We start from the raw sequence: 13,573 nt of genomic DNA, 5'->3' as shown, positions 1-13,573 counted from the left end.
ATGGAGGACTTTCTGGCCCTGACGCTGTCGGGTGAAAACCCGGCGCACACGCGCGGCGAAACGGCACAATTTCACTGGCAGTGGCACGATCGCGGTATTCTGGAGCTGACCCCGTTTGCGCCGTGTACCCAGGCGCTGGTGCTGTCGGCGGGAATTCACGGTAATGAAACCGCCCCGGTGGAGATCCTTGACGGGTTGATGACAGGCCTGTTTAGCGGGGCGTTGACGCTGAGCTGGCGTCTGCTGGTGGTGCTCGGGAATCCTCCGGCGCTGGTGGACAACAAGCGCTACCTGCACAGCGACATGAACCGGATGTTCGGTGGGCGTTGGCATGAGTTTGTCCCGTCGCTGGAAACCGCCCGTGCGGCGCGGCTGGAACATGCCCTGTCGCAGTTCTGGCAGCCCACCGATACCTTGCGCTGGCATCTCGATATGCACACCGCCATTCGCGGCTCGCATCACGTCCGTTTTGGCGTGCTGCCGCTGCGTAAGGAACCGTGGGACGAGGCGTTTCTGCACTGGCTTGGCGCGGCCGGGCTGGAAGCGCTGGTGTACCATCAAAGCCCCGGCGGCACCTTTACCCATTTCAGCACCGAACGTTTTAGCACCTATGCCTGCACGCTGGAGCTGGGTAAAGCCCTCCCGTTTGGTCATAACGATTTAAACCAGTTTGCCAGGGTGCAACACGCACTTGGGCAGCTGCTCGGCGGGGAAGTGGCCTCTGCGCCACTGCCGGTGACCTATCGTGTGGCGCAGCAAATCACCCGCCATGACGACAGCTTCCAGCTGCATATGTCGCCTGAAACGCTGAACTTCACCCCGTTTAGTGAAGGCACGTTGCTGGCGCAAGAGGGTGACACGCGCTGGATGGTCAAACATCAGACCGAATATGTGTTATTCCCCAACCCGAACGTCGCCCCCGGCCTGCGGGCGGGGTTGATGCTGGTTCGGGAAGGATAATTTTTTCCATTGCGGCGGTGAAATGTTTCACCGCTGTTTTTTTATCAGTTATGCTAAACGTGGCATTACAAAAAATTGCGGACTATTCCTGGATAATGCTTTTTAATTAATCAGACTTACGCTAGACTTCTACATATTCCGTTCCAGAACAGTCATTTATTTATTTCCTCTTGCAACTCTCCACACTTTTTCCTTATTTCCTCCATAATTGGCTGAAAAGTCGTTTTTATACTTTCACTGTTTTACGCTTGCTCTGACTAATTGACGTTAAAGCCCGTAAAGTTAATCACGTCAACACGGCAATGCGCCGTAGAAAATAACTGAAAGTAAGGAACGAATTATGAAAAAGATGACCTCTGCTCTGATTATTGCTTCTACCCTGGCGCTGGGCGCGGCGAACCTGGCTCACGCCGCTGACACCACCTCCGCGACCAGCACTGAAACGGCACCGATGATGCACCATAAAGGCAAGCCGGGTATGCATCACGACATGATGTTCAAAGATCTGAACCTGACCGATGCGCAGAAACAACAGATCCGCAGCATCATGAAAGAGCAGCGCGGCAAAATGCAGCGTCCGTCCGTTGACGAACGCCGTGCGATGCACAACCTGATTGCGAGCGACACCTTCGACAAAGCCAAAGCCGAAGAGATGGTGACCAAAATGGAAGCGCAGCACAAAGATATGGCCGTTTCCCGTATGGAAACCCAGAACAAGATCTACAACATTCTGACCCCGGAACAGAAAAAGCAATTTAATGCCAATTTTGAGAAGCGTCTGACAGAACGTCACGCACCGGAAGGTACAATGCCGTCATCTGCTGAGTAATTCAGCCCCCTGACTTAAAGACCGCCGGTCTTGCCCACATGCTGATAAATGCAGTGGGCAGGACCGGCGGTTTTTCTTTTCAGCCCTCTTGCCTGTCGCGCCATTCCCGGTATTCTTCTTCTACACCCGTAGACTCTTTTTCCCCGGATATCAGTCTGTTACTGACTCTGTGTGTCAATAACGGCGGAAAGCCGCTAAGGCTCTGCGCGCCTTCTGCCGATAATCCCTCAGTGGTGAAAAAAAGATAATAACGAGGGCTGCCGCCGATGCAGCCTCGGTCGTTCTTCAGGAGTGATGATGGAATACTTTGATATCCGCACGATGCCGGTCAGTCTGTGGAAAAATGGTGCAGGCGAAACCCGCGAGCTGTGCTGTTTTCCACCTGCCACCCGCGATTTTCACTGGCGCGCCAGCATCGCCTCGATTGCGGGCAACGGCGAGTTCTCCGCGTTCCCCGGCGTTGACCGGGTGATTACCCTGCTGGAAGGGTGCGAAGTGACGCTCCACGGCGGGAACGCCTTTCACCATACCCTGAAGCCGTTTCAGCCGTTTCGCTTTGCCGGGGAGCAAACGGTGCGGGCCGAGCTGGGTGAGGGGCTGATGTCGATGGATCTCAATATCATGACCCGGCGCGAACGCTGCCAGGCCAAAGTGCGGGTGGCAGACAGAACCTTTACTACCTTTGGCGCGGGCGGGGGTATGGTGCTGGTGCTGAGCGGCGCATGGCAATTGGGCGATAAACTGCTCACCGCCGATCAGGGCGCGTACTGGCAGGATGAGCATCATACTATTCGGTTGCTGAAGGATGAAGGCAAAATTCTCTACAGCGCCATCAGCTGGAACCCGGCGTGGCCGTTAACGTCCGTCCGCCAGGTCGATGATCTCAGCCTGGCCGGTTAGCAGCGGCTTGCAGAGGATTTTATAGCCGTCGTGATCGAACCCGGCGGGCAGGCGGCGCAGGTCATCGGCAGCGCTCAGCGTAGTGACCGACCCCAGCCATAGCCAGTTGTGAATGATGTGGTATTCAGTCAGCTCATGGGTGCTTTCTTTCAGGGCGATAGCCCCTTGCCACGGCCAGCAAATCAGTTGCAGCCTGGCGAGTGCGGTCAGCAAACGCTGATGATGCGCCTCCGCGCTTTCCTTCCCGCAGCATGCCCCGGCACAGCGTTTCAGCGCCGAGCGGAAACATCCCCGCCCGCGGGTCACAGATTCCAGCCCTAACAGGCCGTAGCATAGCTGATGCTCATCGGCGATGGTTTGCAGCGCCTGGAGCGCCGCCCGGCGGTTGGCAAACAGGCCATACAGCCCCGGCTGGTGGGCAAAATCAATCTCTTTGGCATACACCACCTGCGGCTGAGTGTCGCTCAGCAATAAAGAACAGAGCTGGCGATTGCGGCGCAGGCGTTTATTGAACAGCGGCTGTTGCTCTTTGATCATTTTGGCTTCGAGCAACAGGGCTCCGACTTCACCGCCGGTACGTGTCCAACTGATGCGCCGGGACTGCCGTAACATCGCGGCCTCATTCGGGGTGCGCAGGTGCGAGAGCACCCGGCTGCGCAGGTTCACGCTTTTGCCGATATACAGCGGCAGCGTTTCACTCTCACCGTGGAAAACATACACGCCGGGCACCGAAGGCAGGGCTTCCAGTGAGGGACGCAGATGTTCGGGATATTCGTAGATTGCCGCCGCTTCAAATTCAAGTCGCGGGGCGGATTGACGCCGGGCCACACTCACTCCTGATGCTGTGTATTCGTACAGTATAGCAGCGGGAATGCGCAAGAAAAAAGCAAAAAAACGACCGGGCGGGTGGAGAAGGGGCCGGGTAAACAGAGGTTACCCGGCAAAATCACAGACTTAGCGTTTCCAGAAATCGTCGAAAACGGTAATCGGCGGACGGCGCTTGTGCTCCGTCTTCAGATACCAGCCTTCGATGATGCTGGCAATTCCGGCATCCACCGGCTTGCCTTCGAGATAATCGTCGATGTTGTCATAGGACACGCCGAGCGCGGCTTCATCCGGCAGAGAAGGGCGGTCGTCTTCCAGATCGGCGGTCGGCGCTTTCTGATACAGATGCTCCGGGCATCCGAGGGTGGCTAACAGCTGTTTGCCCTGGCGCTTGTTGAGACGGAAAATCGGGTTGATGTCGGTGCCGCCATCGCCGTATTTGGTGAAGAACCCGGTAATCGCTTCGGCCGCATGATCGGTCCCGACCACTACACCTTTGGTCATGCCTGCAATGCTGTACTGGGCTTTCATGCGCTCGCGAGCTTTTTCGTTGCCGCGCACAAAATCGCTTAGCTCAATTCCGGCTTCACGCAGCGCCTGCTCGCTCGCCAGCACCGCGCCTTTGATGTTGACGGTCAGCACGCGGTCGGGCTGGATAAAAGCAATCGCGTCCTGGCAATCCTGCTCGTCGGCCTGCACGCCAAACGGCAGGCGTACGGCGATAAAGGTCAGGCTGCTGTCACCAGTCTCTTCGCGCAGTTCGCTAATGGCGAGCTGGCACAGTTTACCGGTCAGGGTGGAATCCTGACCGCCGCTGATGCCGAGCACCAGAGACTTAATGAACGGATAGGTGCGCAGATATGCCTTCAGAAAATCCACACTGCGGCGAATTTCTTCTTCGCTGTTGACCTGTGGCTTAGCGCCCAGTGCCGCGATAATCTCTTGTTGAAGAGCCATTTACCCCTCCCAAAAATGGTTGTCGTGTCTGTGCTTAAAGCTACCTCTTTGCCGGGAAAACGACAAGGATCACAGTTTTGACTGCGCTAAAATCCGGCGATTTAACCGCATAGTACATAATTACTAGAATTATCTGAAAGTTATACCATTTGTGCCATCGGGTTGAAATATCGCGAACTTTATTCCAGGCTTATAACACACTGATAACTCGTCATACTTCAAGTTGTTGGTGCGTTGGCTGCACTCGTGTGCCCCAGTCACATAGTTTTCTATGCACCCGGGGACTTACGGGCTTGCCGCCTTCCCCCAACATGAATTATTTAGAGTAAAAAAAAAGAGGACGGAATATGAACAAGAACGTAGCGGGAATTTTAGGTGCAGCAGCAGTACTGACCATGTTGGCGGGTTGTACCGCCTACGACCGTACCACTGACCAGTTCACACAGCCAGTGGTGAAAGACGTTAAGAAAGGCATGAGCCGCCAGCAGGTGGCGCAGATTGCCGGTAAACCTTCTTCTGAAATTACCATGGTTCACGCCCGTGGTACTTGCCAGACCTATATCCTGGGTCAACGGGATGGTAAAGCGCAAACCTACTTCGTCGCACTGGATGACACCGGTCACGTGATCAATTCCGGTTACCAGACCTGTGCTGAGTACGATACCGACCCGCAGACCAAGCAGTAACAGAATCGCTCATTCTGCTGAGTTCTACGTAAGCCCGGCCCGTTGGCCGGGCTTTTTGTTGTCTTGAGTTGCTTATTTAATTGCGCGAATTATTTGGCCAAAATGTGAGGGTAGTCATAAGCCAAGGTCAATGAGAGACAATTTAGGTTCGCCACGAATTATCCTGCCGCTTTCTGATGCCGTATACTCAACCCCATAAACACAAAGTAACAATTCGTTACCGCCATTACGCCCCCGGTGAGAAAAGGAAGACACTCCTGACGGTGGGCAGAAAATGCACATTGAGGAAGCGATTATGGAAAAAAAACATATCTATCTGTTCTGTTCTGCGGGCATGTCCACATCACTGCTGGTGACCAAAATGCGCGCGCAGGCTGAGAAATACGAAGTGCCGGTGGTTATTGAAGCCTTTCCTGAAACCCTCGCGGGTGAAAAAGGGGAGCAGGCTGATGTGATATTACTCGGACCACAAATTGCGTATATGTTGCCGGAAATTCAGCGTCTGCTGCCCAATAAGCCGGTAGAAGTTATTGATTCAACGTTGTATGGCAAGATCGATGGTTTAGGTGTGCTTAAAGCCGCTGTTGCCGCAATTAAGAAAGCAGCAGCGCAGTAACTTTTGATTTATTTTAATTTTCCCGTCAAAGAGTAATTTCACACACAATCGCCGCAATATTTGATTGCGGCCTTTAAGGGTATTTTCTATGAGTAAAGTTATTAGCTCTCTTGAAAAGGTACTCCTTCCTTTTGCTGTCAAAATAGGAAAGCAGCCGCATATTAATGCGATTAAAAACGGTTTTATTAAACTGATGCCGTTGACCCTCGCAGGGGCCATGTTTGTTTTAATAAATAACGTTTTTCTGAGTTTTGGCGAAGGCTCGTTTTTCTATTCGATGGGCATTCGGTTAGACGCTTCCACCATTGAGACTCTGAATGGTTTTAAAGCCATCGGCGGCAACGTGTACAACGGTACGTTGGGCATTATGTCGCTGATGGCACCTTTTTTCATTGGTATGGCGCTGGCTGAAGAACGCAAAGTTGACCCACTGGCGGCGGGCTTATTATCCGTTGCCGCCTTTATGACAGTCACGCCTTACAGCGTCGGCGAAGCTTACGCGGTAGGGGCTAACTGGCTCGGCGGGCAAAATATTATATCGGGCATGGTGATTGGCCTGATCGTGGCGGAAATGTTCACCTTCGTCATTCGTCGTAACTGGGTGATTACCCTGCCGGATAGCGTGCCGACCTCGGTGTCACGCTCTTTCTCGGCGCTGATCCCCGGCTTCCTGATCCTGACCGTATTCGGCGTTATCTCTTGGGTGCTGGCGAATCATGGCAGCAACTTCCACCAGATTATCCTCGACTCTATCTCCAAGCCGCTGGCGTCAATGGGCAGCGTAGTGGGCTGGGCATACGTTATCTTTAACTCACTGCTGTGGTTCTTCGGGGTACACGGTTCACTGGCTCTCACCGCGCTGGACAACGGCATCATGACCCCGTGGGCGCTGGAAAACATTGCGCTGTACCAGCAGTACGGCTCTGTCGACGCGGCGATCGCTGCCGGGAAAGAGTTCCACTTCTGGGCCAAGCCGATGCTGGACTCCTACATTCTGCTGGGCGGTTCCGGTGCAACGTTAGGTCTGATTATCGCTATCTTTATCGGTTCGCGCCGCGCTGACCATCGTCAGGTTGCGAAATTGGCCCTGCCATCCGGCATCTTCCAGATTAACGAACCGATTCTGTTTGGTCTGCCGATCATCATGAACCCGGTGATGTTCATCCCGTTCGTGCTTATCCAGCCGATTCTGGCCGCTATCACCCTGCTGGCGTACTCGATGGGCATTATCCCACCGGTCACCAACCTGGCTCCGTGGACCATGCCGACCGGTCTGGGCGCATTCTTCAACAGTAACGGTAGCGTGGCGGCGCTGTGTGTCGCGCTGTTCAACCTCGGGGTCTCGGTGCTGGTCTACCTGCCATTCGTGGCGGTCTCCAACAAAGCACAGGCTGTTATCGAGCAGGAAGAGAGCGAAGAAGATATCGCTAACGCACTGAAATTCTGATGTAACGCGGTGCGGGAGGCGACTCCCGTACCGCCAGACGTAAAGAGGGAAAGAGTATGTTCGATCTGGAAAATATCGTGGCAGATGAGGTTGCAGAAAACGACCTCGAAGAAGTGGTGATGGGGCTGATTATTAACTCCGGACAGGCGCGCAGCCTGGCGTACACCGCACTGAAACAGGCGAAGCAGGGGGATTTCGTCACTGCCAAAGCCACCATGGAACAATCCCGCGTGGCGCTGAGCGAAGCGCATCGCGTGCAGACGCAGCTCATCGAAAGCGATGAAGGCGAAGGCAAAATGAAGGTCAGCCTGGTGCTGGTTCATGCTCAGGATCATCTTATGACCTCAATGCTGGCCCGCGAACTGGTTGCCGAATTGATTGAGCTTCACGAGAAGGTACAATAACGGGCAGATACCACCATGAGGCAACCAAAGATGACGACCCTGGAAATCAGTACCGCGCTTGAACAACAACTGTTTAACGGGAAAAATTTTCACGTCTTCATCTACAACAAAACGGAAAGCATCAGCGGGTTACATCAGCATGACTACTACGAGTTTACCCTCGTACTGACCGGGCGCTATTACCAGGAGATCAATGGCAAACGGGTAATGCTGGAGCGCGGGGATTTTGTCTTTATCCCGATGGGGTCGTACCACCAGAGCTTTTATGAGTTTGGCGCGACCCGAATCCTGAATGTTGGCATCAGCAAGCGCTTTTTTGAGCAACACTATCAGCCGCTGCTGCCGACCTGTCTGGTGGCCTCTCAGGTCTACTCGGTTAAAAGTACCTTTCTCAGCTATATAGAGTCGGTGATTGCGTCACTCAATTTCCGCGAAAATGAATTTGATGAGTTTATTGAAGTCGTCTCTTTCTATGTGATTAACCGCCTCCGTCATTTCCGTGAAGAGCAGACGCAGGATGTTATTCCGCAGTGGTTAAAAACCACCGTCGAAGAGATGCACGATAAACATAAATTTGGTGAAGGCGCACTGGAAAATATGGTGGCGTTATCCGGCAAATCTCAGGAATATTTGACCCGGGCAACCCAACGCTTTTACAGCAAAACGCCAATGCAGATAATTAATGACATCCGCATTAACTTCGCCATGAAACAACTGGAAATTACCAATTATTCGGTGACCGATATTGCGTATGAATCAGGTTACAGCAGTCCAAGTCTGTTTATTAAGACTTTCAAAAAGCTGACTTCATTCACACCAAGCAACTATCGCAAACAGCTCACCGTGATTAATTAATATCGTGCGGTTCGCCGCACGCGCCAAATTCGATTAGCTATCCGCGTATAATGTGGAGCATCACTCACACGTTGTTCGCGGGTCACGAGGGAGAAAGTTATGAGCCAGAAATTAAAAGTCGTTACCATCGGCGGCGGCAGCAGCTATACCCCGGAATTACTGGAAGGCTTTATTAAGCGTTATCACGAACTGCCGGTCAGCGAACTGTGGCTGGTAGACGTAGAGGGCGGTCAGGAAAAACTCGATATTATCCACGCCCTGTGCGAGCGCATGGTACAGAAAGCAGGCGTGCCGATGACGGTGCATAAAACCCTGAATCGCCGTGAAGCGCTGAAAGATGCCGACTTCGTGACCACCCAGCTGCGTGTAGGCCAGCTACAGGCGCGTGAAAAAGACGAACGTATTCCGCTGAGCCACGGCTATCTCGGCCAGGAAACCAACGGTGCAGGCGGCCTGTTCAAAGGCTTGCGCACCATTCCGGTTATCTTTGACATCATCAAAGATGTGGAAGAAATCTGCCCGGATGCGTGGGTGATTAACTTCACCAACCCGGCCGGGATGGTGACCGAAGCGGTGTACCGTCACACCAACTTCAAACGTTTCATCGGCGTGTGCAACATCCCCATCGGTATGAAAATGTTCATTACCGATGTGTTGAAGCTCAGCGAAAAAGACGACCTGTCGATTGACCTGTTCGGCCTGAACCACATGGTCTTCATTCGCGATGTGATCGTCAACGGTGAGTCGCGCTTTGCCGAACTGCTGGACGGTGTAGCCTCCGGCAAGCTGACTGCCAACACGGTGAAGAACATCTTCGACATGCCGTTTAGCGAAGGCCTGATCCGCTCCCTGAACCTGCTGCCATGCTCGTATCTGCTGTACTACTTCAAGCAGAAAGAGATGCTGGCGATTGAAATGGGCGAGTACTACAAAGGTGGGGCGCGAGCTCAGGTGGTGCAGAAAGTTGAGAAGCAGTTGTTCGAGCTGTACAAAGATCCGGACCTCAACATCAAGCCAAAAGAGCTGGAGCAGCGCGGCGGGGCGTATTATTCAGATGCTGCCTGTGAAGTGATCAACGCTATCTACAATGACAAGCAGGCTGAGCACTACGTCAACGTGCCGCATCATGGTCACGTGGATAACATCCCGGCGGACTGGGCGGTTGAAATGACCTGTATCCTGGGCCGTGATGGCGCGAAGCCGCACCCACGCCTGACGCATTTCGATGATAAAGTGCTGGGACTGATTCATACCATCAAAGGCTTTGAAGTGGCGGCCAGCCATGCTGCGCTGAGCGGTGAGTTCAATGACGTGCTGTTGGCGCTGAACCTCAGCCCACTGATTCATTCCGACAAAGACGCAGAAGTGCTGGCCCGCGAGCTGATCCTCGCCCATGAGAAATGGCTGCCTAACTTTGCCGAAACGGTGAAAACCCTCAAGCAGTAAAAGGAGTTGCAGATGGAACGTGTGCTTATCGTGAATGCCGATGATTTTGGTCTGAGCAAAGGTCAGAACTACGGCATTGTCGATGCCTGCAAAAACGGTCTGGTGACCTCCACAACCGCGCTGGTGAACGGTGCGGCTATCGAACACGCGGCGCAGATGAGCCGCTGTTTGCCGGAGCTGGCGGTTGGGATGCATTTTGTCCTCACGCTGGGGATGCCGCTGTCGGCGATGCCAGGTCTGACCCGCGAAGGTAAGTTCGGGAAATGGATCTGGCAGATGGCGGAAGAAAATACGCTGCCGCTGGAAGAAATTTCCCGCGAGCTTGACTGCCAGTATCACCGCTTTATTGACCTGTTCGGCTGCGAACCGACGCACATCGACAGCCATCATCATGTGCATATGATCCCGCAGATTTTCCCGATTGTGGCGGCGTTTGCCAAAGCGAAAGGGGTGCCGATGCGAATCGACCGCCAGCAGCAAAAGCTGCACAGACTGGATGATTTGGGGGTGCGCAGCAGCGCCGGTTTTGCGGTAGAGTTTTACGGCGAGGCCATCAGCGAGGAACTGTTCCTGCAAACCCTGGAAACCTCCGCTCAGGCAGGGGAGTCCTCGCTAGAAGTGATGTGTCACCCGGCGTTTGTCGATAATACGATTATGGGCAGCGCCTACTGTTATCCACGCCTGAAGGAACTGGATGTGCTGACGTCGCCGTCGCTGAAGTATGCGGTGGCAGAGCGGGGATATCGTCTCGGGACGTTCCGCGACCTATAACCGATCAAAGAGTGCTTTGTTGGTGCCCGGATTTCTCCCTGGGCACCGTGTTAGGGGTTAGGCCGGGCAGATGTCCCGGCATTTTTTTGTCGACGGATTAAGCCGGAATGGTCGCGATCTTCGCCTCGCGGGACCACACCCGGTGCCCGGCCAGCAGCGTCAGGAAATAGTCTACCGATTTTTTGGTGACAGTGTCACTTTCAGCAACGCCTTCCTCACCTTTATCGCCAACGTTAATGACCGCCTTCAGCTTACGCGCCTCGCCCGCCAGCAGGAGGGGTTTCAGATGCTTATAGGCTTCCAGCAGGTAGTAACGTGCATCGCCGCTCTTCTCGAGGCTGGCGATATCCCCGCCCGGCACCGCCACGGCATCCACCGTCAACGACGGCGCACCGGCAAAGGTGGCGCTGATGGTCAGAACCGACCCGTCATCAGCGGTGAGTTCCCCCATCCGGCTGTAAAGCAATTTGGCGTGGACGCCTTTGTCCTTCAGGCCTTGCAGCAGCGTCAGCAGCTGTTTCGCATCCGGTTTATCGTTCAGCAGCACGCCGACTACCCGGCCTTTAACCCCGCCGTCAGGAATGGCGTACAGGCTCAGGGTCGGATCTTTTTTCAGGCCGTTCACATCGCCTGGCGCTGGCCGTTTAGCCTGTTCATCGCTGAGGGTGATACCGAGGTTTTCGCCCACTCTCTGTGCCAGCTGAATGTCGATGTAGGTTAACTGATCGACCACGCGCTCGCGAATATACGCCCTGGCGACCTTGCCGAGTTCAAAGCTGAACGCATCGACAATATGCTGCTGTTCCACCGGGGTCTGACTCAGCCAGAACAGGCGTGGATGGGCGTAATATTCGCCGAATGACGGGCTACGCTCGCGAATTTTGCCGCCATCCACCCGCTCCTGATAGGACTCGAATCCGCCGTGTTTTGGTGCAGGTGGCGTTTCGCGTGGCCAGTTGTCGTTGATCGAATTCGGCTCATAGTTGGCAGGGTTGGTGTCAATATCCATCCGGTGCATGCCGTCGCGCTGGAAATTGTGATACGGGCAGGTCGGACGGTTAATCGGGATCTCATGGAAGTTCGGCCCACCGAGGCGGCTGATTTGAGTATCGGTGTAGGAGAACAACCGCCCCTGCAACAGCGGGTCGTTACTGAAATCGATCCCCGGCACGATATGCCCCGGATGGAACGCCACCTGTTCGTTTTCGGCAAAGAAGTTATCCGGGTTGCGGTTGAGCACCATTTTACCGACGCGCTGCACCGGCACCAAGGCTTCCGGGATTAACTTAGTTGGGTCGAGCAGGTCGAAATCGAACTTGAATTCATCCTCTTCCGGGATCAGCTGGAAGCCCAATTCATACTCAGGGAAGTCGCCCGCCTCGATGGCTTCCCACAGCTCACGGCGGTGAAAATCGGGATCGCGCCCGGTCAGCTTCTGCGATTCATCCCATACCATTGACGCTTTACCCGCCAGTGGCTTCCAGTGGAAACGGACAAACGTGGCCTTACCCTCGGCGTTAATCAGGCGGAAGGTATGAATACCAAAGCCTTCCATCGTGCGGTAGCTGCGCGGCAGCCCGCGATCCGACATCGCCCACATCACGTTATGCAGCGTTTCCGGTTGCAGGGAAACATAATCCCAGAAGGTGTCGTGCGCGCTGCCGCCCTGCGGAATGGCCCAGTGCGGTTCCGGTTTTACCGCATGGACGAAATCGGGGAACTTCATCGCATCCTGGAGGAAAAACACCGGGGTGTTGTTGCCGACTAAATCGAACACGCCTTCATCGGTATAAAATTTGGTGGCGAAACCGCGAATGTCACGCACGGTATCCGCCGACCCCGCGCCGCCCTGTACCGTGGAAAAACGCACGAAAACCGGGGTCGGTTTATCCGGGTGGGTTAAAAAGCTGGCTTTGGTGATATCGCTCAGATCGGAGTAAGGCTGGAAATAGCCGTGGGCGGCAGAGCCACGGGCATGCACGATACGTTCAGGAATACGCTCGTGGTCGAAATGGGTGATTTTTTCGCGCAGGATAAAGTCTTCCAGCAGCGTGGGGCCACGGCTGCCTGCGCGCAGGGAGTTCTGGTCATCGGCGATACGCGTGCCCTGATTGGTGGTCAGCGGCGCATTTTCGCCACCTTTACGAAACGATTGCAGCGCGTCCAGTTTCTCGCTGTGGGTTTTCGGTGCTTTCAGACTGCCGGGGGCCGTAGGTTCTTCGCCTGGGGCAGTAGGATGAGGAGAGGCAAGGTGAGAGTTATCGGCGGGAGCAAGTGAGCCCAGCCCTGGCTTCGCTTCGGCCTCATCATGGACCGGTGAGTTATGATTCTTTTTAGGTTCTTGCTGCTTCGACATTGCTTTCGTCTCCTGTGGTCAGGGGTAATAAAAGGGTCGTTTTTGCGTCAAAACCCTTTAACTATAGAACATGCCATGGTAGGACCTGACCAAAGTGGGACAAATGCCTAATGCGCGTTGCCGATTCAACTGAGATAGCACAGAGCGCGCGACGGTAGCGGTCGCAATCAGCTATCATAGGAGTTTCATGACTTTTTTTCCGTTTTGGTGCTTTTCCGCTTATGAAACCGCTGCGTCAACACAACAATCGTCCCGTCATCAGCTATGTGCCGCGTGTCGAACCGGCCCCGCCCGATCATGCCTCGAAAGTCGATGGCTTTCGCGATGTCTGGCTGCTGCGGGGAAAATACGTGGCGTTTGTGCTGATGGGCGATCGCTTTCAGCGTTCGCAGCCGTTTACCGGGCCAGAGTCTGCCCAGCGCTGGGCGGCACAAATGCGTCAGGAAGGGGAAGTGGAAGAGTAAAGTGGAAGAGTAAAATCGCTCCCTTCTGCGCTGAGAAGGGAGGCGGTCAGGCGTGCG

Annotated in this window: 14 protein-coding genes; 11 read left to right on the top strand and 3 right to left on the bottom strand. The window is 54.4% G+C overall.

Annotation, left to right across the window (positions count from 1 at the left end; all coding sequences use genetic code 11):
• The 3 genes from astE (at position 1) to ves (ending at position 2,689) form a co-directional block, all read left to right on the top strand.
• Entirely contained in the window at positions 1 to 960 is a 960-nt protein-coding gene (astE, locus tag SIK69_RS20165) for a succinylglutamate desuccinylase (RefSeq protein ID WP_319630079.1), read from the top strand.
• 337 nt (positions 961 to 1,297) lie between these two features.
• On the top strand, positions 1,298 to 1,789 hold the full coding sequence (gene spy / locus SIK69_RS20160) for an ATP-independent periplasmic protein-refolding chaperone Spy (RefSeq protein WP_319630574.1): 492 nt from the start codon (positions 1,298 to 1,300) through the stop codon (positions 1,787 to 1,789).
• A 297-nt stretch (positions 1,790 to 2,086) separates the two neighbouring features.
• Positions 2,087 to 2,689: an environmental stress-induced protein Ves gene (gene ves / locus SIK69_RS20155; RefSeq protein ID WP_319630080.1), complete on the top strand. Its 603-nt coding sequence runs from the start codon at positions 2,087 to 2,089 to the stop codon at positions 2,687 to 2,689.
• On the opposite strand, the gene cho is transcribed toward ves, so the two are convergent.
• Positions 2,645 to 3,517: an excinuclease Cho gene (gene cho / locus SIK69_RS20150; RefSeq protein WP_319786914.1), complete on the bottom strand. Its 873-nt coding sequence runs from the start codon at positions 3,515 to 3,517 to the stop codon at positions 2,645 to 2,647. The two genes, ves and cho, sit on opposite strands and share 45 nt — an antisense overlap.
• A 126-nt stretch (positions 3,518 to 3,643) precedes the next feature.
• Positions 3,644 to 4,471 (bottom strand): NAD(+) synthase, encoded by an 828-nt coding sequence (nadE, locus tag SIK69_RS20145; RefSeq protein ID WP_319786913.1) that lies wholly within the window; start codon positions 4,469 to 4,471, stop codon positions 3,644 to 3,646.
• Positions 4,472 to 4,818: 347 nt separating this feature from the next.
• Here nadE and osmE point away from each other — a divergent pair, with 347 nt between their 5' ends.
• The 7 genes from osmE (at position 4,819) to chbG (ending at position 10,696) form a co-directional block, all read left to right on the top strand.
• Complete coding sequence (gene osmE, locus SIK69_RS20140) at positions 4,819 to 5,157, top strand: osmotically-inducible lipoprotein OsmE (protein WP_319630083.1); 339 nt, start codon at positions 4,819 to 4,821, stop codon at positions 5,155 to 5,157.
• A gap of 295 nt (positions 5,158 to 5,452) precedes the next feature.
• Positions 5,453 to 5,773, top strand: coding sequence for a PTS sugar transporter subunit IIB (locus SIK69_RS20135; RefSeq protein ID WP_319630084.1), 321 nt, complete (start codon positions 5,453 to 5,455; stop codon positions 5,771 to 5,773).
• An 88-nt stretch (positions 5,774 to 5,861) separates the two neighbouring features.
• A complete protein-coding gene (chbC, locus tag SIK69_RS20130) occupies positions 5,862 to 7,220 on the top strand; it encodes a PTS N,N'-diacetylchitobiose transporter subunit IIC (RefSeq protein WP_319630085.1) in 1,359 nt (452 codons plus the stop codon).
• Between the two features lie 56 nt (positions 7,221 to 7,276).
• Positions 7,277 to 7,624, top strand: a complete 348-nt coding sequence (chbA, locus tag SIK69_RS20125; RefSeq protein WP_319630086.1) for a PTS N,N'-diacetylchitobiose transporter subunit IIA — start codon at positions 7,277 to 7,279, stop codon at positions 7,622 to 7,624.
• Between the two features lie 30 nt (positions 7,625 to 7,654).
• Complete coding sequence (gene chbR, locus SIK69_RS20120; RefSeq protein WP_319786912.1) at positions 7,655 to 8,479, top strand: transcriptional regulator ChbR; 825 nt, start codon at positions 7,655 to 7,657, stop codon at positions 8,477 to 8,479.
• Between the two features lie 99 nt (positions 8,480 to 8,578).
• On the top strand, positions 8,579 to 9,925 hold the full coding sequence (locus SIK69_RS20115) for a 6-phospho-beta-glucosidase (RefSeq protein ID WP_319630088.1): 1,347 nt from the start codon (positions 8,579 to 8,581) through the stop codon (positions 9,923 to 9,925).
• 12 nt (positions 9,926 to 9,937) lie between these two features.
• Complete coding sequence (chbG, locus tag SIK69_RS20110) at positions 9,938 to 10,696, top strand: chitin disaccharide deacetylase (RefSeq protein WP_319786911.1); 759 nt, start codon at positions 9,938 to 9,940, stop codon at positions 10,694 to 10,696.
• A gap of 97 nt (positions 10,697 to 10,793) precedes the next feature.
• Here chbG and katE read toward each other — a convergent pair whose 3' ends face one another.
• On the bottom strand, positions 10,794 to 13,052 hold the full coding sequence (gene katE / locus SIK69_RS20105; RefSeq protein ID WP_319786910.1) for a catalase HPII: 2,259 nt from the start codon (positions 13,050 to 13,052) through the stop codon (positions 10,794 to 10,796).
• Between the two features lie 221 nt (positions 13,053 to 13,273).
• Between katE and cedA the strand changes: the two genes are divergently transcribed.
• A complete protein-coding gene (gene cedA, locus SIK69_RS20100) occupies positions 13,274 to 13,516 on the top strand; it encodes a cell division activator CedA (RefSeq protein WP_319630091.1) in 243 nt (80 codons plus the stop codon).
• Positions 13,517 to 13,573: the final 57 nt, after the last annotated feature.

Source organism: Scandinavium lactucae (assembly GCF_033843265.1).
Taxonomy (GTDB): domain Bacteria; phylum Pseudomonadota; class Gammaproteobacteria; order Enterobacterales; family Enterobacteriaceae; genus Scandinavium; species Scandinavium lactucae.
Note: the sequence above shows the minus strand (reverse complement) of the source record. Positions and strands in the feature narration are given on the sequence as shown.